Origin of the sequence: Aquitalea magnusonii (assembly GCF_002217795.2) — a bacterium.
Classification (GTDB): domain Bacteria; phylum Pseudomonadota; class Gammaproteobacteria; order Burkholderiales; family Chromobacteriaceae; genus Aquitalea; species Aquitalea magnusonii_B.
Genome location: NZ_AP018823.1, coordinates 3,289,520 through 3,312,970, shown reverse-complemented (window position 1 = coordinate 3,312,970; position 23,451 = coordinate 3,289,520). Strand labels below are relative to the sequence as shown.

Annotated in this window: 20 protein-coding genes; 14 read left to right on the top strand and 6 right to left on the bottom strand. The window is 60.3% G+C overall.

Annotated elements, in window-relative coordinates:
• Positions 1 to 15: 15 nt before the first annotated feature.
• Both pcaF and DLM_RS15755 read left to right on the top strand, forming a co-directional pair.
• Positions 16 to 1,221 carry a 3-oxoadipyl-CoA thiolase gene (pcaF, locus tag DLM_RS15760; protein WP_089085550.1) on the top strand — a complete coding sequence of 402 codons (1,206 nt, stop codon included), beginning with the start codon at positions 16 to 18 and terminating at the stop codon, positions 1,219 to 1,221.
• Positions 1,222 to 1,232: 11 nt separating this feature from the next.
• The gene (locus DLM_RS15755) at positions 1,233 to 2,006 is read left to right on the top strand and encodes an enoyl-CoA hydratase (RefSeq protein ID WP_089085551.1); all 774 of its coding nucleotides are present in this window, start codon (positions 1,233 to 1,235) and stop codon (positions 2,004 to 2,006) included.
• Between the two features lie 232 nt (positions 2,007 to 2,238).
• On the opposite strand, the gene mfd is transcribed toward DLM_RS15755, so the two are convergent.
• A complete protein-coding gene (gene mfd, locus DLM_RS15750) occupies positions 2,239 to 5,640 on the bottom strand; it encodes a transcription-repair coupling factor (RefSeq protein WP_089085552.1) in 3,402 nt (1,133 codons plus the stop codon).
• A gap of 186 nt (positions 5,641 to 5,826) precedes the next feature.
• On the opposite strand from mfd, the gene DLM_RS15745 reads away from it, so the two are divergent.
• The 12 genes from DLM_RS15745 to DLM_RS15690 all read left to right on the top strand — a co-directional run bounded on the left by DLM_RS15745 (position 5,827) and on the right by DLM_RS15690 (position 17,579).
• Positions 5,827 to 9,108 (top strand): EAL and GGDEF domain-containing protein, encoded by a 3,282-nt coding sequence (locus tag DLM_RS15745; RefSeq protein ID WP_231959873.1) that lies wholly within the window; start codon positions 5,827 to 5,829, stop codon positions 9,106 to 9,108.
• An 84-nt stretch (positions 9,109 to 9,192) separates the two neighbouring features.
• A complete protein-coding gene (rlmB, locus tag DLM_RS15740) occupies positions 9,193 to 9,948 on the top strand; it encodes a 23S rRNA (guanosine(2251)-2'-O)-methyltransferase RlmB (RefSeq protein WP_089085553.1) in 756 nt (251 codons plus the stop codon).
• A 374-nt stretch (positions 9,949 to 10,322) separates the two neighbouring features.
• Positions 10,323 to 11,825 carry a multicopper oxidase family protein gene (locus DLM_RS15735; protein ID WP_089085554.1) on the top strand — a complete coding sequence of 501 codons (1,503 nt, stop codon included), beginning with the start codon at positions 10,323 to 10,325 and terminating at the stop codon, positions 11,823 to 11,825.
• Positions 11,826 to 11,902: 77 nt separating this feature from the next.
• Entirely contained in the window at positions 11,903 to 12,229 is a 327-nt protein-coding gene (locus tag DLM_RS15730) for a metal-sensitive transcriptional regulator (RefSeq protein WP_089085555.1), read from the top strand.
• Between the two features lie 93 nt (positions 12,230 to 12,322).
• Positions 12,323 to 12,598, top strand: coding sequence for a hypothetical protein (locus DLM_RS15725; RefSeq protein WP_089085556.1), 276 nt, complete (start codon positions 12,323 to 12,325; stop codon positions 12,596 to 12,598).
• Positions 12,599 to 12,751: 153 nt separating this feature from the next.
• Complete coding sequence (gene rpsF, locus DLM_RS15720; RefSeq protein ID WP_089085557.1) at positions 12,752 to 13,129, top strand: 30S ribosomal protein S6; 378 nt, start codon at positions 12,752 to 12,754, stop codon at positions 13,127 to 13,129.
• A gap of 18 nt (positions 13,130 to 13,147) precedes the next feature.
• On the top strand, positions 13,148 to 13,447 hold the full coding sequence (gene priB / locus DLM_RS15715) for a primosomal replication protein N (RefSeq protein WP_089085757.1): 300 nt from the start codon (positions 13,148 to 13,150) through the stop codon (positions 13,445 to 13,447).
• Positions 13,448 to 13,452: 5 nt separating this feature from the next.
• A complete protein-coding gene (gene rpsR, locus DLM_RS15710) occupies positions 13,453 to 13,680 on the top strand; it encodes a 30S ribosomal protein S18 (RefSeq protein ID WP_011137185.1) in 228 nt (75 codons plus the stop codon).
• 18 nt (positions 13,681 to 13,698) lie between these two features.
• Positions 13,699 to 14,148: a 50S ribosomal protein L9 gene (gene rplI / locus DLM_RS15705; protein ID WP_089085558.1), complete on the top strand. Its 450-nt coding sequence runs from the start codon at positions 13,699 to 13,701 to the stop codon at positions 14,146 to 14,148.
• A gap of 302 nt (positions 14,149 to 14,450) precedes the next feature.
• On the top strand, positions 14,451 to 15,890 hold the full coding sequence (locus DLM_RS15700) for an FAD-dependent oxidoreductase (RefSeq protein ID WP_089085559.1): 1,440 nt from the start codon (positions 14,451 to 14,453) through the stop codon (positions 15,888 to 15,890).
• An 18-nt stretch (positions 15,891 to 15,908) separates the two neighbouring features.
• Positions 15,909 to 16,259 carry a hypothetical protein gene (locus tag DLM_RS15695; RefSeq protein WP_089085560.1) on the top strand — a complete coding sequence of 117 codons (351 nt, stop codon included), beginning with the start codon at positions 15,909 to 15,911 and terminating at the stop codon, positions 16,257 to 16,259.
• A 72-nt stretch (positions 16,260 to 16,331) separates the two neighbouring features.
• Positions 16,332 to 17,579 carry an aromatic amino acid transport family protein gene (locus tag DLM_RS15690; RefSeq protein ID WP_089085561.1) on the top strand — a complete coding sequence of 416 codons (1,248 nt, stop codon included), beginning with the start codon at positions 16,332 to 16,334 and terminating at the stop codon, positions 17,577 to 17,579.
• An 87-nt stretch (positions 17,580 to 17,666) separates the two neighbouring features.
• Here DLM_RS15690 and DLM_RS15685 read toward each other — a convergent pair whose 3' ends face one another.
• From DLM_RS15685 to DLM_RS15665, 5 genes are all read right to left on the bottom strand, one after another.
• Entirely contained in the window at positions 17,667 to 17,996 is a 330-nt protein-coding gene (locus DLM_RS15685) for a DUF2322 family protein (RefSeq protein ID WP_089085562.1), read from the bottom strand.
• Between the two features lie 454 nt (positions 17,997 to 18,450).
• Entirely contained in the window at positions 18,451 to 19,836 is a 1,386-nt protein-coding gene (locus tag DLM_RS15680) for a carbohydrate porin (protein ID WP_197715426.1), read from the bottom strand.
• Positions 19,833 to 20,561 carry a histidine phosphatase family protein gene (locus DLM_RS15675; RefSeq protein ID WP_167467139.1) on the bottom strand — a complete coding sequence of 243 codons (729 nt, stop codon included), beginning with the start codon at positions 20,559 to 20,561 and terminating at the stop codon, positions 19,833 to 19,835. Before DLM_RS15675 ends, DLM_RS15680 begins: the two co-directional genes overlap by 4 nt.
• 151 nt (positions 20,562 to 20,712) lie before the next feature.
• On the bottom strand, positions 20,713 to 22,038 hold the full coding sequence (locus DLM_RS15670) for an OprD family outer membrane porin (protein ID WP_089085565.1): 1,326 nt from the start codon (positions 22,036 to 22,038) through the stop codon (positions 20,713 to 20,715).
• Entirely contained in the window at positions 22,035 to 23,444 is a 1,410-nt protein-coding gene (locus tag DLM_RS15665; protein WP_089085566.1) for a glycoside hydrolase family 1 protein, read from the bottom strand. Before DLM_RS15665 ends, DLM_RS15670 begins: the two co-directional genes overlap by 4 nt.
• Positions 23,445 to 23,451: the final 7 nt, after the last annotated feature.

Sequence of the window (23,451 nt, the reverse complement as noted above, 5' to 3'; positions counted from 1 at the left end):
CTTCGAGACAACATCATGACCCACGCTTATATTTGCGATGGCATTCGCACCCCTTTTGGCCGCTATGGCGGCGCACTGTCCTCCATTCGTACAGATGACCTGGCGGCCATCCCGCTTCGTGCGCTGTGTGAGCGCCACCCTGCGCTTGACTGGAGCCTGGTGGACGAGCTGATTTATGGCTGCGCCAATCAAGCCGGAGAAGACAACCGCAATATTGCGCGCATGGCAGGCCTGCTGGCCGGCCTGCCCGTCTCGGTGCCCGGCACGACCATCAACCGGCTGTGCGGTTCCGGCATGGACGCCATTGGCCTGGCCGCGCGCAGCATTGTGGCGGGCGAGGCCGACTTGATCATCGCGGGTGGCGTGGAGAGCATGTCGCGCGCGCCCTTCGTGTTGGGCAAGGCGGACAAGCCGTTTGCGCGCAGCGCCAAGGTGGAAGACACAACCATAGGCTGGCGCTTTATCAACCCGATAATGAAGCAACAGTACGGGGTCGATTCCATGCCCGAGACTGCCGAGAACGTCGCTACTGATTTCCGGGTGAATCGCTGCGATCAGGATGCCTTTGCGCTACGCAGCCAGCAGCGCTACGCCGCCGCCCTGGCCAAGGGTTTTTTCACGGACGAAATTGTGCCGGTAGCGGTGCCGCGCCCGAAGGGCGAAGCACTGTTCATCCAGCATGACGAACATCCGCGCCCGGATACCACCCTGGCCATGCTGGCCAGGTTGAACGGTGTGGTGCGCGCTGACGGCACGGTGACGGCGGGCAATGCCTCCGGTGTGAATGATGGTGCCGTGGCCTTGTTGATTGCCAGCCAGGCGGCGGTGGCACGTCATGCGCTTACCCCGCGCGCCAGAATACTGGGCATGGCGAGCGCGGGAGTGGAGCCGCGCATTATGGGCATCGGCCCGGCACCGGCCAGCCAGAAACTGCTCCAGCGCCTGGGCCTGCGCATTCAGGACATGGACGTGATTGAACTGAACGAGGCCTTTGCCGCGCAGGGTTTGGCGGTGCTCCGTACATTGGGCCTGGCGGACGATGCCGCGCAGGTGAACCCGAATGGCGGGGCCATTGCCTTGGGGCATCCGCTTGGCGCTTCCGGCGCAAGGCTGGTGCTGACCGCGCTACGGCAACTGGAAGCCACCGGCGGTCGGCTGGCGCTATGCACCATGTGTATCGGCGTCGGCCAGGGCATCGCCATGGTGATTGAGCGCATATAAAGGAGGCGACCATGACCGAACCATTACTGCTGGACTACCCGGAGCAGGGCATTGCCCGTTTGCGTCTGCACCGCCCCGAGGCACGTAATGCGCTGAATATGGCGCTACGCCAGGCACTGGCGGATGCGCTCAGACACTTGTCCGACAGCCCGGAGATACGCGTCATCGTGCTGACCGGCAACGAACAGGCTTTTGCTGCCGGGGCGGATCTCAAGGAACTGGCCGATATCGGCAGCATCGCGCTGATGCAGCGCCAGGTACACAAGCTATGGCAAGCGGTGGCCGATTGCCCGAAACCGATTATCGCTGCCGTGTCTGGCTATGCCCTGGGCGGCGGCTGCGAATTGGCGATGCATGCCGACATTATCGTGGCGGGGGAGTCGGCACAATTTGCGCAACCGGAAATCAAGGTAGGCATCATGCCTGGAGCCGGCGGGACGCAACGCCTGCTGCGTGCTGTTGGCAAGGCGCAGGCCATGCGGATGCTGCTGACCGGTTGCATGGTTGGCGCGCAACAAGCATTGACGATGGGCTTGATCAGCGAAGTGGTCGCCGATGAGGCGGTTGAGCACCGCGCCATCGAGCTGGCACGCAGCATTGCAGCCATGCCACCGCTGGCAGTGCAACAGATCAAGGAAGTGGTTTTGGCCGGAGCCGACGCGCCATTGGCAACGGCCTTGATGCTGGAGCGCAAAGCCTACCAGATGTTGTTTTCCTCGGAAGACCAGAAGGAAGGCATGCAGGCCTTCTTTGACAAGCGAAGGCCGCAATACCTGGGGCGCTAGCCTGTGGTGGTGGGCGCGCCCGGCTTGCGGAAACACCCGGCAGTCTGGCGCAGCGGCAGCCTTGCCATGTTGACATCGCATCTGTGACCGGCGGCGGAAGGCCGCGCGGCTGCTTTGCCCGCCTGGCGGCTGTCGAACGGGGGGACTGGCAAGCCTGAGATGGACAAACGCCGAAACGGTGTCGCAACACTGTTTCGGCGTTGACCGGACTTCAGTGGTTTTGATCCAGGTGCTAGCTCAGCTCCTTCAGCAGCTCCTTCACCCGCACCACGCGCAGGCCCACTTCTTCTATTTTTGACTCCACCCGCAGCTTGTCCTGCCCGGCCAGTTTGTAGTTCTTCTTGCTCTGGATCAGCTGGATGATTTTCATCGGGTCGATCGGCGGGTTCTTGATGAACTGCAACTGGATGGCCACTTCGCTGGCATCCAGCTTGGCCACGCCCAGCGGCTTGGCCAGCAGGCGCAGGCGGTGGCTTTCAATCAGCGTTTTCACCGTTTGCGGTGGCAGGCCGAAGCGGTCGATCAGCTCCTCATGAATGGCGTCGATGTCCTGCTCGGTGTCGCAGGTGGCCAGGCGCTTGTACAGCACCAGCCGTTCATGCACGTCCGGGCAGTAGGCATCCGGCAGCAGCGCCGGGCTGTGCAGATTGATTTCGGTGGTGACACCCAGCGGTGCGTCCAGGTCCGGCTCGCGGCCTTTTTTCAGGTCGCGCACCGCTTGTTTGAGCATCTCGGTAAACAGCGAAAAGCCCACTTCCTGCATTTCGCCCGACTGGCCTTCACCCAGTACCTCACCCGCGCCACGGATTTCCATATCGTGCATCGCCAGATAGAAACCGGCCCCCAGCTCGCCGGACAACTGGATGGCTTCCAGCCGCTTGCCGGCGTCCTTGGTCATGCCGTCCGGGGTCAGCAGATAGGCATAGGCCTGGTGATGGCTGCGGCCCACCCGGCCGCGCAACTGGTGCAGTTGGGCCAGGCCGAACTTGTCGGCGCGGTTGATCAGGATGGTGTTGGCATTGGGAATGTCGATGCCGGTTTCGATGATGGTGGAGCACAACAGCACATTGAAGCGCTGCTGCAGGAAGTCGCGCATTACTTGTTCCAGCTCACGTTCGCGCAACTGGCCGTGGGCTACGCCGATGCGGGCTTCCGGCACCAGTTCGGCCAGTTTCTCGCGCATGTTCTCGATGGTGTCCACCTCGTTGTGCAGGAAGAACACCTGACCGCCACGCTTGAGTTCGCGCAGGATGGCCTCGCGGATCACGCCATTGCTGGCCGGGCTGATGAAGGTTTTCACTGCCAGGCGGCGGTTGGGCGCAGTGGCGATGACGGAGAAGTCGCGCAGTCCTTCCAGCGCCATGGACAGCGTGCGCGGAATCGGCGTGGCGGTGAGGGTGAGCACGTCCACATTGGCGCGCAGGCGCTTGAGCTGTTCCTTCTGGCGCACGCCAAAGCGGTGCTCTTCATCGATGATCACCAGCCCCAGGTTCTTGAACTGCACGTCCGGCTGCACCAGCTTGTGGGTGCCGATGACGATGTCCACCGTGCCCTCGGCCAGGCCCGCCAGCGCGGCCTTGCTTTCCTTGGCGCTGCGAAAGCGCGACAGCTCGGCAATCTTCACCGGCCAGTCGTTGAAGCGGTCGGAGAAGTTCTGGAAATGCTGCTCGGCCAGCAGGGTGGTGGGCACCAGCAGCGCCACCTGCTTGCCGCCCATCACCGCGACAAAAGCGGCGCGCAGCGCCACTTCGGTCTTGCCGAAGCCCACGTCGCCACATACCAGACGGTCCATCGGCTTGCCGCTGCACATGTCGTGGATGACGGCTTCGATGGCATTGGCCTGGTCTATGGTTTCCTCAAAGCCGAAACCGGCGGCAAAGGCATCGTAATCGTGGTGCGACAGGGTGAAGCTGTGGCCTTCGCGCGCGGCGCGCTGGGCGTAGAGGTTAAGCAGCTCGGCGGCGGTGTCGCGTGCTTTTTCGGCAGCTTTCTTCTTGGCTTTTTCCCAGGCCGGGTTACCCAGCTTGTGCAGCGGGGCCTGCTCGGACGGGCCACCGGCATAGCGCGAAATCAGGTGCAACTGGCTGACCGGCACGTAGAGCGTGGCGTTGTCGGCGTACTCCAGCTGCATCAGCTCGGTTTCGCCTTCGCCCAGGTCCATCGACACCAGGCCGATATAGCGGCCGATGCCGTGCTGTTCGTGCACCACCGGGTCGCCGGATTTCACCTCGGCCAGATCGCGCAGCATGGAGTCCGAGCTCATCTTCACATGGCGGCGGCGGGTGTGGCTGCGCGCGATGTGCTGGTACAGCTCGCTCTCGGTGATGATGGACAGCGGTGGTTGTTGCTGGGCAAAGCCGGAATACAGCGGGGCCACCACTAGCGCCAGCGGCATATTGCCGGTGGCAAACTCCTGCCAGTTGTCGATCAGCTGCGGCTTGATGCCGTGTTCCTGCAGGAACTGCACCATGGTTTCGCGCCGGCCCAGGCTTTCTGCGGTCAGCAGCACGCGCTGGCCGCTGTGTTGCAGATAATGCGCCAGCTTGTGCAAGGGGTTGTCGGCGCGGCGCTCCACCGCCAGATCGGGCAGGGCCAGGCTGGTGGCATCCGCTTCGCCAGCAGCCGGGATTTCAATGCGCGAATAAGGCTTGATGCGGCCAAGGAATTCGTCCTGACGCAAGAACACATCGGCAGGCGGTAGTACCGGGCGTTCCGGGTCGCCCTGTGCCATGTGGTAGCGGTTCTGCACGTCTTTCCAGAAGGTGTCGGCGGCAGCGGCCACGTCGCGGTGCAGCACCACCAGCGCCGCTTCCCCCACGTAGTCGAACAGGGTGGCGGTTTCGTCGAAGAACAGCGGCAGGTAGTACTCGATGCCGGCGGGGAACAGATTGGCCGATACGTCCTTGTAAATGCGGCTCTTGGACGGATCGCCTTCCATGCGTTCGCGGTAGTGCTGGCGGAAGGCGGTGACACCGCTTTCATCCGCCGGATATTCGCGCGCCGGCAGCATGCGGATTTCCGGCACCGGGTACAGCGTGCGCTGGCTGTCCGGGTCGAAGGTGCGCAGGCTGTCGATTTCCTTGTCGAACAGGTCGATGCGGTAGGGCAGGGGGCTGCCCATGGGGAACAGGTCCACCAGACCGCCACGAATGGAAAACTCGCCCGGTGCCATCACCTGGGTGACGTGGCTGTAGCCTGCCATCACCATGTCGGCGCGCAGTTGTTCCACATCCAGTTGCTGTTTGCCTTGCAGCAGGAAGGTGCGGCCCAGCAGGTAGCTGACCGGCGCGAGCCGCGTCATGGCGGTGCTGACCGGGGCGATGACCACCTGGCATTCGCCGCGATGGATCTGCCAGAGCGTGGCCAGCCGCTCACTCACCAACTCGCCGTGCGGGGAGAAATGGTCGTAGGGCAGCGTCTCCCAGTCGGGCAGCAAGGCGGCCTTGATGTCGGGGGCAAACCATGGCAGTTCGGCCTTCAGCCGCTGTGCGGCCTGGGCATCGGCAGTCAGGACCAGCAAGGTGTGGCCTGCCTGGGCCAGGCCTGCCAGTACGGCAGCATCCAGGCCATCGGGCAGGGCGGGGCAGCGGGTCTTTTGACCGGCCGGCGCAATGCGGGGCAGTGTGTCCAACATTCTTCTTCACATTCGTGGATCTGCGGGTATTATACCAGCGGGCAATTCATGCCAAAGGTGTGTTTGCCATCCATTTACAAGAGGCCACAAGGCCCGAGACTCGCCATCGATCTGCACCCCATACCAATCAATACTGTCCGGCTGGCGCCGGGCATGGTCAGAACGTGGCTGCAAAGGACTGGGAGAGTGAAAACTAAGGGGCTGTTTGCCGGCGCAATGGCATTTTTGCTGTTTGCTGCCAGCTTGTTGTTGTGGCCCAGGCAGGCGCTGGGTGAAATCCCGCTGTACGGTTTCCTGCCGCATGGCTTGTTTGCCGCTTGGCTGCTGTGGCGTGGTATCGGCGCGGTGTGGTACTGGCCCTTGGCGGCCTTGCTGTTGGGCAGCCAGTGGTTGTCCTGGCCATGGGCCGCGGCGCTGAGCCTGTCCTTGCTCTTGCTGCTGCCGGGTGCCCGCCTGGTGCATGCGCAGCCGCCGCTGGCTGATGGCTCGGCCATTTCCCTGCTGTTGCTGAATCTGCTGGAAGTCTGCGGCTTTCTTGCCGTGCCTCCGGTGGCTCTGCTGGGTTTGTTCTGTTTCTGGCAGGGCAGTTTGACCACGGTATTGCCGTGGATGGCGCTGGCCGCGGCCTGCTGCATGTTGGCCATGACCTGCTGGCTGCCCTTATTGCGCATGCCGGTTCTGCCGGATCGCCGCCGTCTGCTGGAGCTGCTGGTGATCCTGCTGGTGATGCTGGCGGTGTGGTCATCGATGGTCAGCAATGCACACAGTCTGCCCTTTCCCCGTCCGGTACTGTTTTTCCCGCTGATGATCTGGGCGGCTTTCCGTGGCCGTTTGTTGGGTGCCTGCCTGTCCGGCTCGCTGCTGTGCCTGCTGCTTTCGCTGCCGGGCTTCTTGCCCGGACTCTATCGGTATGCCGGCAGCACCGAGCTGATGACGGAAACGGCCTTGTGCCTGACTTTCATTGTGGCCTCCCTGCTGGTGGCCACGCTCAGCGATATTCACCGCCGCAAGGAAGATGAGCTGAACGAGTTCCGTTCGCGGGTGGAGTCGCTGGTCAACAACAGCCCCAATATGATGTCGCTCAAGGGGCTGGATGGGCGTTTCCTGCTGGCCAACCGCGCTTACAGCCGCATGCTGGGGGTGACTGAATACGCCATGGTGGGGCGTACGCTGACTGATTATTTTGCCCCGGAGGACGCACGGCGCATCCAGCAGCAGGATGAGGTGGTGCTCAACTGTCTGGAGCCGCGCCAGTTTGAGGAAAGCTTCAGCGTTGGCGACGCCACCTTCACCATGCTGGTAAGCAAGTTTCCGCTGTTTGACAGCCAGGGTCGTCCGGCCGGGGTGGGCAGTGTGGACACCGACATCACCCGCACCCGTGAAGAGCAGAAGGCCAAGAAGGAAGCCGAAGAGAAATACTGGGCGCTGGTGGAGCAGACCCTGGTGGGCATTTACATTCTGCAGGACGAACGGCTGGTGTACGTCAATCCCAAGCTGGCCGACATCGTCGGCTACCAGCCGGAGGACATGCAGGACATGCCGCTGGAAAGCCTGCTGCCGCCCAGCGAGGCCAGCCGCATCCGGCTGCAGATCAAACGCCGCCTGCGCGACAACATCCAGGTGATGCATTACACCACCCGCGCCATCAGCCGCGATGGCCATCTGGTGAATCTGGAAGTCCACAGCCGGCTGGTGGAGTACGATGGCAAGCCGGCGCTGATTGGCGTGGTGGTGGATATTTCCGACCGTATTGCCGCCGATACCAATCTGAAGCTGGCGGGCAAGGTGTTCGAAAACTCGGCAGAGGGCATCCTGATTCTGGACGCCGACACCCGCATCATCGCCGTCAACCATGCCTTTACCCGCATCACCGGTTATGAAGAGGCCGAGGCGCTGGGCAAGCTGTCGCGCATCTTCAGTGAAAATGACGACGCCGTCAGCCAGCAAATGCTGGCAGCACTGGCGCAGCACGGCCATTGGCAGGGCGAAATGCGCGACCGGCGCAAGAATGGCGACTGGTATCCGGCCGAGCTGTCCATTTCACTGGTGCGCGATGACGGTGGCTTCCTCAGCAACTATGTGGCGGTTTTTTCCGACATCACCGTGCGCAAGCAGGCCGAAGAGCGCCTGCAGTTTCTGGCCAATCACGACCCGCTCACCCGCCTGCCCAACCGCAGCAGCCTGATCAGCCGGCTGGAACAGGCCATTGTCGACATGAGCGGCGAGCCGACCCCGCTGGCGGTGATGTTTATCGACCTGGACCGTTTCAAGCTGATCAACGACTCCTTCGGCCATCAGTCCGGTGATGAACTGCTGCGCGAAATTGCCATTCGCCTGTCCAACTCGGTGGGCGAGCGCGGCCTGCTGGCGCGGCAAGGTGGCGACGAATTCACCCTGCTGCTGACCGAATTTGCCGATCAGGCCGAACTGGCGGCGCTGGCCGAGGACATCCTCACCGTGCTGGGCCGTGGCCTGCGGCTGGAGGAACACGAAGTGTTTGTCACCGGCAGCATCGGCATCAGCGTGTTCCCCAATGACGGCACTGATGCACGCAGCCTGCTGAAAAACGCCGATGTCGCCATGTACCGCGCCAAGGACGCCGGCAAGAACACCTACCAGTTCTTTGACGCCGAGATGAACACCCAGACCTTCGAGCGCCTGCTGCTGGAAAACGGCATGCGCCAGGCGCTGGAGCGGGGCGAGTTTGAACTGCACTACCAGCCGCAACTCAATGCCGCCAGCCGCGACATGTCCGGGGTGGAAGTGCTGATTCGCTGGCGTCACCCGCAACTGGGGCTGATTCCGCCGCTGCGCTTTATTCCGCTGGCCGAAGAAACCGGCCTGATCAAGCCGATTGGCGACTGGGTGCTGCAGGAAGCCTGCCGCCAGATCAAGGCCTGGGACGATGCCGGGCTGCATGTGCCACGGGTTGCCGTCAACCTGTCGGCGCGCCAGTTCGAGCAGACCACGCTGGTGGAAAACGTGGCGCGCGCCTTGCAAACCACCGGGCTGGACGCCAGCCGGCTGGAGCTGGAAATCACCGAAAGCATGATCATGCAAAACCCGGTGGAAACCGTACATCAGCTAGGCGAACTCAAGGCGCTGGGGGTGTGGCTGTCGATTGACGACTTTGGCACCGGCTATTCCTCGTTGTCCCACCTCAAGCGTTTTCCGCTGGATACGCTGAAAATCGACCGCTCCTTTGTCGATGGTCTGCCAGATGACGAAGACAGCGTGGCGATTGCCGAGGCCATCCTGGCCATGGCCAGGAAGCTCAAGTTCAGCGTGGTGGCCGAAGGGGTGGAAAATGCCGCCCAAGCAGACTTCCTGGAGCTGAAAGGCTGTAGCCTGCTGCAGGGCTATCACTTTGGCAAACCGGTGCCGGCGACGGAGTTTCCGCAGTTGGCCGAGCAACTGGCCCGCTCGGCGCGGCTGGCGGTGCTGGCCGACGGGCAGGGCGGGCTGTAAACGGCCAGCGCTTGCGGTTTGGCAGCAAGACCATGGCTTTGCCGTTACAATAGCGCCCATTCCCGTTTACAAGGCTTCAAGCGCATGAGCAACAAGCGACTCATTCACGGCTTTCATGCCATCAACGCCCGCTTGTGGCAGAACCCGAAAAGCCTGATCGAAATCTGGCTGGCCGGCGGCCGCCATGATGAGCGTGCCAAGGCCGTGCTGGACAAGGCCGCTGAAGAAAGCATCAAGCTGCACATTGTCGACAAGGCCAGGCTGGACAGCATGAGCGGCAATGCCCGCCATCAGGGCGTGGTGGCGATGATTGACGCCAGCCGCAACCATGTCGATCTGGACGACGTGCTGGAAAACCTCAGCGAGCCACCGCTGCTGCTGATTCTGGACGGCGTGACCGACCCGCATAACCTGGGTGCCTGCCTGCGCGTGGCCGACGCCATGGGCGCGCATGCGGTGATTGCCCCCAAGGACCGCTCGGCCGGGCTGAACGCCACCGTATCCAAAGTGGCCTGCGGTGCCGCAGAAGTCATCCCCTACATCACCGTCACCAATCTGGCACGCACCCTGCGTGACCTGAAAGACGCCGGGGTGTGGATTGCCGGCACCACCATGGAAGCCGATACCGACCTGTTCCATGTGGATGCCGCTGGCCCGCTGGCCTGGGTGATGGGCTCGGAAGGTGAGGGCATGCGCCGCCTGACGCGCGAACACTGCGATGTGCTGGTGTCCATTCCGATGTGTGGCACGGTGGAAAGCCTCAATGTGTCGGTGTCCTCCGGCATGGTGTTGGCCGAAAGCCGCCGCCAGCGTGTGCTGGCCGCCGAAAAGGCCCGCTGAACCCACGACACCCCACCTCGAAACCCCATGCCATGGCATGGGGTTTCTGTTTATTGGCCCCCTCGCGCTTGCTGCAATGAAAGTGTGAGGGGGAGAGATGGCAAGGCTGCGGAATCAGGTAGTGAGTTGGAGGGCCGTGCTTTGCCGCGTCCGGTGCAATCGCACCAAATGGCTTTGTCAGCCGCCTGCCCATGCCACGGCATGTCGTTTTTTTGATGCAGGACAGTTTTTTGTCATCGCGTGGATCACTTGCGGAACCTGACTGGCTATACTCTGCTCTACTGGTTTTATACCCTTGGGGGGTATTTAAGGTGGGTGATGCGTTCGCCGGATCATGCCTGCCACGCTGAAGCCCCCACCGACGGAGTCAAGACATGGACAGAAGACATTTCCTGCAATGGAGCAGTGCGCTGGCGCTGATGCCGGTGCTGGCACGCAAGAGCCTGGCAGATGGCATGGCCGACATGCCGGGCATGGATCATGCCGCAATGGGACATGGCACCGCCAGCAATGTGGCCCTGCCGGCTGCCGACAGCCTCGGCCTGCCGCGCGGCTTGCCCCTGCCTGCGCTGTCCATGCTGGCCAATCAGGGGGGTAGCGGCCAGTTTGTCGGCCAGTTGCAGGCCGCGCCGGTCAGCCTGCCGCTGTTGCCGGGCAAGCCTGCCACCACCTTCTGGGCGTATAACGGCCAGATTCCCGGCCCGGCCATCGTGGCCTGGGAAGGGGACGAAGTGAACATTGCTTTTGCCAATAAGCTGCAGCAGCCCAGCACCATTCACTGGCATGGCATGCCGGTGCCAGCCGAGCAGGATGGTAATCCGCACAACCCGGTACTGCCGGGGCAGCAGCAGGCCTACCGCTTCCGTTTGCCGCCGGGCAGCGCAGCCAGCTACTGGTATCACCCGCATCCACATGGCCATACCGCGCAGCAGGCTTATATGGGGCTGGCCGGGGTATTCGTGGTGAAAAGCCGCCACGACCCGCTGGCCCATCTGCCGGAGCAGTGGCTGGTGCTGTCCGACCTGAAGCTGGATGCCCATGGCCAGATTGCGGATAGCAGCGCTGCCGACCGGCATGATGGCCGCGAAGGCCAGTTCGTGCTGGTGAATGGCGGCTGGCAGCCGGTCATTGCGCTGGCGGAGGGCGAACGGCAGCGCTGGCGCATCTGGAATGCCAGCAGCGCGCGCATCATGAAACTGGCCTTGCCCGCGCACGAGGTACAACTGGTGGGCACCGATGGCGGGCTGATTGGCGCGCCGCGTCACATTGATACCTTGTTGCTGTCGCCCGGCGAGCGGGCGGAAATTGTCGTGACCGGACGCTTTGCTACAGGCCAGCCCTCCGCCCTGCAGGCACTGCCCTACAACCGTGGCAAGGCGATGAGCCCGGAACAGGCCGCAACCCTCACCCTTGCCACCATCCGCCAGGCAGGCAGCAAGGCCACCGCCACGCTGCCGGACAAACTGCGCGATATCACTGCGCTGGGCGAGCCTGCGGTAAAGCGGGTGGTTAACTTCAGCGAGAACATGGCCAACCCGGCGGCGATGTTCCTGATCAACGGCAAGAAATTCGACATGAACCGGGTGGATTTCAGCGGCAAGGTCGGCCAGATCGAAGAATGGGATATCGTCAGTCAGGCGCACATGGACCACCCCTTCCACATCCACGGCACCCAGTTCCAGGTGATTGCCCGCACCGATGACGGTGTGTGGCAAACCGAGCCCTTCCTGGCCTGGCGTGATGTGGTGAATATTCCGGCGGGCGAGACTGTGCGGCTGCGCTTTGTGCAGAGCATGCCCGGCCTGCGCATGTTCCACTGCCATATCCTGGAGCACGAAGATGCCGGCATGATGGCCATGCTGGATGTCCGGCCATAAAGCAGCCAGGCACAACAGCGCAGGGCTGCCGGTGTTACACTGGCAGCCCTGTTTTCAATCCAGAACGCGGAGTCTGCATGAGCCTTGCCCCCAAAAACGACGACTGCTGCCATGGGCAGCCGGAATCCAGTGGCAAGAGCGTGACCCAGCCCAATAAGGCGGCCCTGCTCAAGCGGCTGGCCCGTATCGAGGGCCAGGTGCGCGGCATCAGCGGCATGGTGGAGTCCGACCGTTACTGCGTGGACGTGCTGACCCAGGTGGCGGCGGTCAAGTCGGCACTGGACGCCGTGGCCATGCAGTTGCTGGAAAACCACATGAAGGGTTGTGTCAGCCGCGCATTGCAACAAGGCGACGCTACCGGCATGGTGACTGAGTTGATCGATGTGGTGAGAAAGGTGCGTTAACGCATCTTGACCGGAAATTTCATGGCGGTCAGTCATGTCCGCATCTGGCTGTGGAATACTCTGTTTTCCCACCCGGTCAGGAGACGCCTTGTCATGAAAATCCTACTGCCTGCACTGGCAGGCCTGCTGCTTTCCTCGCTGCTGCAGGCCGATCCCTTGCCATTCGAACAGTTCATGCATCTGCACCGCGACATGTCCGCCAGCGAGCTGCAGCAGATTGCCGGCAAGCCTGATTATGTGCGCAAGGACCCCTCCGGCAATGGCGATACCGAGCTGTACTGGCTGGGCGACATCGATCTGCCCTATACCACGGTGATCACCCTGCACCAGGGGCAGATCAGCCAGATTCAGCGCAGCAAACGCCTGTAGCTGTTGTTTTTGGCCGCAGCCACGGCAAAAACAACCGCGGTTTTCCCCGATATCGTTTGCCCCGGCCTGATTAAGTGCGTAGAATGCTGCGGTTTCACTACCTTGCTTTTTGCAACCGCATGGCAAAAAGCTAAATAGCCATAAGGAGTTAACATGCGTCATTACGAAATCGTGTTCATCGTCCATCCGGACCAGAGCGAACAGGTTCCGGCCATGATCGAGCGCTACAAGGGCATGGTTCTGGCCGCTGAAGGCAAGATCCACCGTCTGGAAGACTGGGGCCGTCGTCAACTGGCTTACCCGATCCAGAAGCTGCACAAAGCCCACTACGTTCTGATGAACGTTGAGTGCCAGTCCGAAACCCTGGCCGAGATCGAGCACGCCTTCAAGTTCAACGACGCTGTTCTGCGTCACCTGACCATCAAACTGGACCGCGCCATTACCGAAGCGTCCCCGATGATGAAGGACGAAAAGGCTAAGAACCTGCTGGATTCCCAGCAGCCGGCAGCCGAGGCCGAAGCTGCTGCCTGATAGGCAGGAGTGAAGGACTTGCAGAACCGTCTGGTATTGACCGCGACGGTCGAACGCGAAGAAGACCTGCGTTACACCCCTGCCGGTATTCCGGTAGTGCAAATGTGGGTCCGGCATCAGTCAAGACAGACTGCCGGCGGGTTCGAACGGGATGTGGCCTGCGAAATCCAGGCCGTGCTGATTGGAGAAGACGCCCGGCGTTATGCCGGCAAACTGGCAGGAAACACGGTAACGCTTACCGGCTTTCTGTCCCAGCGCAGTCTGAAAAATCCGCGGTTGGTACTCAATATCGAATATGTTGAATTTGTAAAAGGTTAGTCAAAATGGCTCGTCAACTCTTCAAGCGCAAGAAGTTCTGCCGCTTCACGGCAGAAGGCATCAAGGAAATCGACTACAAATCCGTTGATCTCCTGAAAGACTTCATCGCCGAAAACGGCAAAATCATCCCGGCTCGCATTACCGGTACCAAGGCTCGCTACCAGCGTCAGCTGACCACTGCTATCAAGCGTGCTCGCTTCCTGGCTTTCCTGCCTTACACCGATCAACACTAAGCCGGGAAAGGACTTAAGATGCAAATCATTCTGCTCGAAAAAGTTGCCAACCTGGGTCAACTGGGTGACGTGGTCAAGGTTAAGAACGGCTACGCCCGTAACTTCCTGATCCCGCAAGGCAAAGCCAAGCGCGCTACCGAAGTCAACCTGAAAGAGTTCGAAGCTCGTCGCGCCGAACTGGAAGCCAAGCAAGCTGAAATCCTGGCCGATGCCAAGGTTCGTGCTGAAAAGCTGGTTGACGCTGTTATCACCATCGCGCAAAAAGCCGGTGTTGATGGCCGTCTGTTCGGTTCCGTGACCAATGTGGACGTGGCTGAAGCCGTGACCGCATTCGGCGTGGAAATCAAGCGTTTCGAAGTTCGCCTGCCGAACGGCCCGTTCAAGGCCATCGGTGAGTACGACATCGAAATCGCCCTGCACCACGACGTGGTTGCTCCGATCAAGGTTGTTGTGGTCGGTCAAGCCTGATTCCCTGATCCGGAATTGTGCTGCACGAAAAAAGCCCGCTGTTGCGGGCTTTTTTCATGTCTTGCGCTTGCGCGCCGGTTTCCCTGCATTCTCCTGCCTTATTCCTGGCGCAGACTTTACCGGCATGGCCTTACTCCTTTCATGCGGCTGTTTCAGTCCTTTCCCATCAATCTGTCTGGCTAATTCAAATAAGCTCCCTGCTGATCTTTCCAACAGCGCTGCCCGGTACTGCAGGCTGACCCTGTCATTCCTGCCTCTGTTGCAACGGCAGTCATCTGTCCAGATACAAGGAGTATTGCCGCATGCCCTTTGCCGCATCTCGTTGTCGTGCTTTCAGCCGCTGGCTGTCCGAAACACTGGCGGCGGAGGAGCCTGTTGCCCCCACGCCGCTACGGCAGGATATTCGTGCCGATGTCTGCATTGTCGGTGGTGGTTTCACCGGCCTGTGGAGTGCCATCCGCATCAAGGAGGCCAGCCCGGATAGCGAGGTGGTGATTGTCGAGGCACGCCTGTGCGGCAGTGGTGCCAGCGGTCGCAATGGCGGCTTTGTGCTCAGTCTGTGGGCCAAATATCAATCGCTGGCCAAGATGTGCGGTGAGGCCGAAGCCCTGCGGCTGTGCCAGCTATCATCGCAGGCCATCATCGAGTTGCAGTCCTTTTGCCAGCAACACGACATCGATGCCCAATTGCGGCTGGATGGCTGGCTGTGGTCTGCCACCACTACCGCCCAACTGGGCAGTTGGGACAGTACCGTCAAGCAGCTGGAACTGCTCGGCCAATCGCCCTTTGCGCGGTTGACGCCAGGGCTGGCGGCACAGTGCAGCGGTTCCCGCCTGCATCTGGATGGCGTGTTCGAGTCGGTTGCGGCCACGGTTCAGCCGGCCAGCCTGGCGCGTGGTTTGTTACGTCATGCCCGCAAGCTAGGGGTTAAGGTGTATGAGGCATCCCCGATGCAGACACTGGAAAATGGCCAGCCGGCCCGGGTACGTTGTGCGCAGGGCAGTGTCAGCGCAGGCAAAGTCATCCTTGCCATGAATGCCTGGGCGGCGCGCTTTGCCGACATCCGCAAGGCATTCGTGGTGGTGTCCAGCGATGTGGTGATGACGCGTCCCTTGCCTGGCTTGCTGGAGGAAATTGGCTGGCGCAATGGAATGAGCATTTCTGATAGCCGCATGCTGGTGCATTACTACCGCACCACGCCGGATGGTTGCATCGTATTTGGCAAAGGCGGTGGCAGCGAACAACTGGTGTACGGGGCTAAGCTGGCCGACAAGCTGGACGGGCCATCAAATATTGCCGCCACGGTGGCCGCCCATTTGCGCCGTGCCTATCCTGGCGTGCAGGCAGCGGACATCACCAGCAACTGGACCGGCCCCATCGACCGTACCCGTAACGGCCTGCCGCATTTTGGCAGCCTCCCTGGCCAGCCTCATATCCTGTATGCCATCGGCTATTCGGGAAACGGGGTTGGGCCTTCCATGCTCGGTGGCAGGATTCTGGCCGCCTTGGCATTGCAACTGGACAACGAATGGTCGCGCTGCGGCCTGGTACATGGCCTGCAGCGTGATTTTCCGCCCGAACCCTTGCGCTATCTCGGTGGCCGTCTGGTCCGTCATGCGGTGGGGCAGGTTGATCTGGCTGCCGATGAAAACCGTCAGCCACCCTGGCTGATGCAGCAGTTGAGCAAGCTGGCTCCTTCCGGTCTGTCGCCAACCAAGACCGGCACTGCCGATCCCCGCTAGTCCCATCTGGAGAACGGCATGTCCTGCTTGTCCGATCTGAAACAGCTCCGCCAGGTGCTGACTCCCGTTGACGACGTCCTGTATGACGGCCAGCTACAGACACGGGAGGAGGCTTTTTACCCCGATGCCACCGTGCAGGGGGATGTTGCCGCAGCCAAGCCACGGCGGGAGCCAGCGCAATACCACAGTTTGCCGCCAAGTCGCACCTCACCACCGGCACAAGTCAGCCCACATCGTTTGCCGCTTGGCCGACTCCTGCTGTGCGGCAATCCCGCCATTGGCGGGCGGGTTTTTACTGATGATTTTTCATTGTTCAAGCGCCAGGACTGTTGGCGCAGCGCGAGCAAGCGCGACTCGCATCCGCAGTGAAAGCGATGGCCATCCGTGCCGCTGCGCCGGTTGGCTGCTCCAGCCTTGTTGTCCAATTTCCGGAGTACTCCAATGCATTCAAGCGAACTTGCGCCTGCAGTACCGCCTCATGAAGATTCCGGCCTGTTGGCCCAGCCCATCAGCAGGCTGGAAACCATAGGCATCATTTTTGGCACCAATATCGGGGCTGGCGTGCTGGGCATGGCCTTTGCCGCACGCAAGACCGGCTATGTCCCGCTATTGCTGTGTCTGGCGCTAACCTGCGTGCTGTGTACCATCACCATGCTCTACCTGACCGAGGTGGCGCTGCGTACCCGTGGCAACCGCCAGCTCAGCGGCCTGGCCAGCCGTTATCTGGGCGGGGTGGGCGGCTGGCTGTTGTTTCTGGCGGTGGCCGCCAACAGCTTTGGGGCGCTGACCGCCTATATGGCAGGCAGCGGCAGCATCCTGCTGGATTTGCTGGGTGACTATGGCATGAGCAAGGAGCTGGGCAGCATTTTGTTCATCGTGCCGTCGGTGGCCGTGCTGTATCTGGGCTTGAAGGTGCTGGGCGCAGGCAACAAGCTGATCAGCATCAGCATGATTGTCATCATCCTGGCGCTGATTCTGGCGTCCATCGCCAGTCAGGATGCGCGGCTGAGCAATCTGTGGCTCAGTCACTGGCAGTATGTGGTGCCGGTATTCAATCTGGCGGTATTTGTGTTTGGTGCCCAGTTTCTGGTGCCGGAATTGGTACGCGGCAATCTGACAGCGCCGCGCAAGCTGCCCGGTCTCATCATGGCCGGCATGGCCTTGACCTTTGTCTTTGTCGCGCTGATTCCGGCTTCGGTGATCGCCCTGGTGGGCAGCGACAACCTGACCCAGGTGGCCACGCTAAGCTGGGGCAGGGCGCTGGGGCAATGGGCCTATTACACCGCCAACATCTTCGCCTTGCTGGCCATGCTGACTTCCTACTGGGGGCTGGGTGGTTGCCTGTTCACCAATATCTTCGATCACTTCCGCCTGGGGAGCGAAACCCAGAAGTCAAAACGGCTGCTGGTACTGGTGGTGGTGGCTCTGCCGCCCTTTTTGCTGGCGTATTCGGGTATTGCCAGCTTCGTCAATGCGCTGTACTTCGCCGGCACATTTGGTGGCGTGCTGATGGGCATTATTCCGGTTTTGCTGTTGAATGCGGCACGGCGTCGGGGCGATGTCAGCAGCCCGTTTGTCTGCGGCTGGTATGCCCACCGCAGTGTGCAGTGGCTGATTGTCGCCACTTTTTTCCTCAGCGGCGTGTATGCGGTGGTATCGCTGTTTGGCGTGCTGCCGGAGAGCTGGTAGCACGGTGTGAAGCCTGTGCTTGCCGGGGGAGGCAAACCTTGACCGACCTGGCGCAGGGCCGGTCGGTCAAGCGGGCAGGCTGGCGGCTTAGTCGCTTGCCAGCACAATGCGGGCGCGCAGGCCGGGGGCGCCGTCTTCGGCAATGGCCAGCAGGCGGTCGATATTCGGATGTTTGCCCGGATGCAGGCGCGCATCGGCAGTATGTTCCGCGTACAACTGCAAGCCTTCCAGCGCTGCTGCGCGGTTGATATGGCTGTGTTTCTTGATGAGGGCGTGGTAAACCCGTACCGAACCGGCGGTGCCTGGTTTGTTTTCCAGACGGGTGAGGGTTTCGCCGGCGGCATCCAGCAGCACGATGGCGGCAATGCCATCGGTGGCGGGCAAGGTTTCCAGAATATCCTTGAAAGTGGTTGTCATGCGGTGGGTTTCCTGCTTGGGACAAGGTGTTGTCGGGATCTGTTGCTGATGCTAGCACAAGAGCAGGCGGGACCGGAGCAGGGGCGTCGGCTTGCGCCATTCTGGTCGATTCATGCCCTGAATTGGTGCGTGCATATTGTCTGTCCGGTAGGCGGGCTTGCATTAGCCGGTAATAAAAATTGACATATTCAATATTATCAAAGGCTTGTCATTGCTGGCACACCATTTGCTATATGTGATGCAGTAGCTGGCGACGGGTGATTGCTCCCTCCTTCTTGCAATCACCGTCCTGCGCCAGTCTGCAAAGGAGAAAACAGAGCGGCATAGCCGCCACCGGAACAGAGTTGGCCAAAGCAAATGCTTTGGCCAACTTTTTCCATTCTGATCGTGATGTTCCCGCATGCTGATCAAGTGGATGATGCAAACCACGGCGCAATCCACCACGACAGGACACTCAGAATATGACGACTGTCTTGAGTGTCACCACCCAGGCATCTGGGGTTTCCTTAAGTCCCGCAGGTTTTCTCCAGTACTGGATACCCGGTTGCAGTTGCAGCCAGGGCCGCAGTTGGGCGCGATAGAAAAACTCACTGTTCATCGCATAGCCGGGTATCGGTGCATAAGCGGCATCGGCATAGTCGCTGATACCGCTCTGGGTATTCAGATACTGCTGCTGTCGCTGGTAGTTGCTGCTGTAGTGCATCCAGGCCGTGCCAATGCCCATCATGTCCTGCGGCCGGCTGTCCAGCAGTCCACGGTAGCGTAACGAGGCGGAGGTAATCAGCGGGATGGGATTACTTCTTTTGTCACCCAGGCCAAGGCTCCAGGAAAAACTCAGCCCGCGTTGTTTATCACCATGATGACGGGTCAGTTGCTGATTCAGCCCGGCATACCAATAGCCGGTGTGGCGATACTGCTCGGGCTGTGTCGCATGGCCTTGGAAGAGGGCGTTTTGCCTGGCATTGGTGTAGAGCCATCCCAGGTTGTAGATGCCGGGCAAGCCGTTTACCGAGTTGGTTTTCCATTCCAGTTCCAGCGGGAACAAAACGCCTTTGCTGCCTTGGGTGCTGACGCTCCAGGCATGACTGCGGGAAGGGGCCTCTGGGTTTTGCTCCAGTAGCCCGGTTTTCACTGTCCATTCCGGGGTGATCTTGTATTGGAAAGTACTGCCCCAGTAATGTGAATTCCAGTTATACCAAGTCCGGGCGGCGGCAGCTTTACCGCCACACAGGTTGAGCAATTGGAAATCACAGGGAATGGATTGATCAAAATCCTGCACCTTGTTCATCAGTCCCAGCCGCCATTGCAAACGCTGATCCAGAAAGCTGCGACTGAACGTCAGCCAGCCCAGACGTGTGATGGATTGTCCGCCCCAGCTCTCCTGTGCAAGGTCGCCGCCGGTGACACGATTATCCTGTAGACGCATTGCGGTCAGATTATTGTCATGATTGCGATTGACAATGTTTCCTTCTATTTTGGCGTCCGGTATACCGGTTGCGGCGGACAAGTCTTGGGTGAACATGAACCAGAACTGGTCTATGTAAGCGCTGTGGCGGTCGGAATTGAATCCCCCTTCTATATTGCGGGCGAGTTGGCTTAGCCAGGCGCTGTTAAAGGTGAAGCCATGCTGTGCCAGTGTTGAGCGCAAGCCGTGCATATCGCCCAGTACACCGTTGTCCGTGTTTTCCATGCCCAGCACATAGCCATCCCAGCTTTCTGCCGGTGCGGCATGTGACAAGGCAGGCAATCCCGCGCATGCCAGCAGGCTAAGCAGGATTGCTGGTGTCGGCCATGGGCTGGGTTGGCGTTCCTGCATCAATAGCGCAGTTGCTGTCGTCATTGGGTGGCCTCCTTTGACGTGGGCGGCGCAATGCTGTCTGCCGGCAACGATGTGTCGGCTGGAAGCTGTCCCGCCTTTAGATAGCGCAAATCATTGATGTCCAGCAATTGATATTGGCCGTTGTGCAAACGCAGGCGAGTGATGCTGGCATTTTCTAGCCTTGTCGTTGCCACGGTCTGGCCGGGCAGCAGCAGGTCGAGCAGGGCATTGATGCTAAGTCCGTGCGATACCAGCAGTACTTTGCCACCGCCCTGTTGGCGAGTGTGGCTGATCAGCTGTTCCATGCCGCTGTGCAGGCGTTGCTGGATGGCGGCATAGTTTTCTGCGGGCCAGGTATCGGCACGAGCTTGTTGCCGCGCTTGGTCCAGTATGGCAACGGTATCGGCAAAGTCCTTGGGGGTGACCTTGGTCAGCCATTGCGCCAGGCTCATCTTGTGTTGGTCGGCGATGTCCTGCCACAGTGTTTGGTTGGCTAGGGTTTCATAGCTGCCGAAATTGAACTCTCTGAAGCGCCAGTCGGTGCGTACCGGCAACTGGGCTTGGCCATTGTGTGCCAATAGCAGGCGGGCTGTTTGCAGGGCCCGGCCACTGTCGCTACTGTAAGCTGCATTGAAAAGAATGCCTTGCTTGGCCAGGCCACGCCCCAGGCTGATGGCCTGGCGTTGACCTTGCGGTGTCAGGACGGCATCGCTCCAGCCTTGTACCCGATCGCTGGCATTCAGCATGGTTCTTCCGTGGCGTGCAATATAGATTTCAATATCGGCGGTGGGGTCAGCAGACATGGCATCAGTGACAAAAAAAAGGGCAAGCAGGCTTAAGCGGGCAGGGAGGCGGCGCATGGTGGCTCCTGTTCTGAAGTGGGTTGCTGGATGGCACTCACAGTAGCGGCAGCAAGTAGTCGATCTGGAAACCGCTGCCGATTTTAGGTTTGTTGATCTGCTGGCCGCTGGCTACATCTGCCTGTCCATTGCGTGTGCGTTTCCAGCTCTGGCCGTAATCAACCATCAGGAGCAGTCTCAGGTTCTTCAGCTGCGGCGGTTTGTGCTCGATGAAACCGAGTACGTCCCAGTGCCGCAACGGCACCTGCTGATAACGCATGCCCGTGCCGTGATAGGCGGCCATGCCAATGTGGGTGCTGGTTTGTGGGCGATAGCCAAGGGCGGCGAACAGCATGGTTTCACGATCATGCATGTAATCGAAAATGCCGTTGTATGCCGGGCTGGCAAAGCGACCTACTGCGTTACGGGCCAGATTGAAATAAAAGAAGCCCAGATCGGATGGGTTTTGCGGTTTGGCCCAGGTATGGCTGCCGCCCCCGCTTAGGGTGAATGGCCCCAGTTCGCGGCTTGCTTTGAATCCAAAGTGATACGCGTCGCGGCTGAAGTCTTGTCTTTCCCACCAGCTCAGGCCGCGATTGTGATAAAAAAACGCTTCCAGACGCAGTCCGGATGGCTGGGCCTGCCAGGAGGTTTCCAGCCCCTGGCGGAACAGATAGCGGTCAGCTTCACCGGCAAAATACAATAGAGAGTTGTTTTTTGCGCTTTCCCATTTCACCTGGCCGCTGACAATATGGTTTAGTTGGTGACGACCATCGCGGCTGTAAAACCGCCGTTTCTCAGGCTCGTGCCGGTCTGAGGTGCGATCCACCACGGCCAGCAGCCCACTCCACTTTCCGGCTTCACCATCCAGGCGCAGGCCTTGGTAGCTCTTTTGTGCGGCACGGCTGTCGCGTGCATGAATCACGCCAACGTTATACATATGCTGCCAGCCAACTTGCGCACTGAGGCCGGGCTGTTGGTAGCGCAGATAGGCTTGGCCAAGTTTGCTGAAGCTGCCCAGGTCCCGCGGCAGCATATTGTCGGTGTAGCCATTTTCCGTACGGGTGCGCAGATTAATGACTGATTCATAGGACATGCCCAAGCCGAGTCGGTCCTGCCAGTAGCCACTCCGATAATCCAGGCTAAGCCCTTGCACCCAGGTGCTGTAATGATGTGGCAGGAGATCCGGGTCCCATTCACTGGCATTGCCGCTGCGGTAGAGATTGCGCAGCGACAGATCCAGCCGGCTTCCGCCCAGCAGTCCAGTGTTTTCTGTGATCAAGGCTTGGGTGGGCTCTGCCAATGCTGGTGGTCCGTTGCACAGTGTCAGCAGCATGGTCAGGGCGAGGGGGCCTGCCGGCTTATATTGCCATGGTGTTTTCATGGGCGGGACTCCCCGGCTTGCAGGCTGGCGCCCTGGCTGGCAATCACATCGCGATACCAGAAGAAGCTTTTCTTGCGCAGGCGCTTAAGGCTGCCCTGGCCATCATCATCCCGATCAACATAAATGAAGCCATAGCGCTTGGACATTTGCGCTTTTGAGGCGCTGACCAGGTCAATGGGTCCCCAACTGGTATAGCCCATCACCTCCACACCATCTTGCAGGGCTTGCGCCACCTGCAGCAGGTGATCATTCAGATAGCGGATCCGGTAATCATCCTGAATGGACCCATCCTCGGCCACCACATCACGTGCGCCAAGGCCGTTTTCCACAATGAATAGCGGTTTGCGGTAGCGGTCGTATAACAGGTTCAGCAGATAGCGCAGGCCTTGCGGATCAATCTGCCAGCCCCATTCCGAACTGGGCAAATGGGGGTTGGGTACGATGTCCAGAATATTGCTGCGCAAGCGCTGCTGTAGTGCCGGGTCCGCGGTGGCGCAGCCAGACATGTAGTAGCTGAAGCTGATGAAATCCACCGTATGTTGCAGATCCGCCAGATCTTGCTGGCTGATCTCCAGCTGAATCTGTTGCTCACGGAAAAACCGCTCCATATACGCCGGATAACTGCCATGTGCCTGGACATCGCCAAAAAACAGCCATTGCCGGTTTTGTCGCAGCGTTTCCAGCATATCGTCCGGATGGCAGCTAAGCGGATAAACAATGCCGCCCAGCAGCATATTGCCGATTTGCGCATCTGGCAGCATGGCATGGCAATCACGTACGGCGCGGGCGCTGGCAACCAGTTGATGATGAATGGCCTGATAAATGGCTTGCGCAGAGCTGTCTGCCGCCATGCCCACCCCGGTAAACGGCGCATGCAGCGACATATTGATTTCGTTGAAGGTCAGCCAGTATTTCACCCGATGGCCAAAGCGCTTGAACACGGTGTTGGCATAGCGGCCAAAAAAGGTAATCAGGCGGCGATCCTGCCAGCCACCATAACGCTGTACCAGCCCCAGCGGCATTTCATAGTGGGACAGCGTGATAACCGGCTCGATGCCGTGGCTGGCCATTGCATCAAACAGGGCGTCATAGAAAGCCAAGCCTGCTTCATTGGCTTCTGTTTCATCCCCTTTAGGAAAAATCCGGCTCCAGGCAATCGAGGTGCGCAAGCAGCGAAAGCCCATTTCGGCCATCAGGGCGAGGTCTTCCGGGTAGCGGTGGTAAAAGTCGATGGCAACATCCTTGATATTGAAGTCGCCGTCCTTGCGCGGGGTGATGGGGCCAAAAATGCCCTGGGGCTGCACATCCGAGGTGGACAAGCCCTTGCCACCCTCCCGGTAGGCACCTTCAACCTGATTGGCGGCAATAGCACCACCCCAAAGGAAATTGTCGGGAAAACGTTGCATGCTGTAC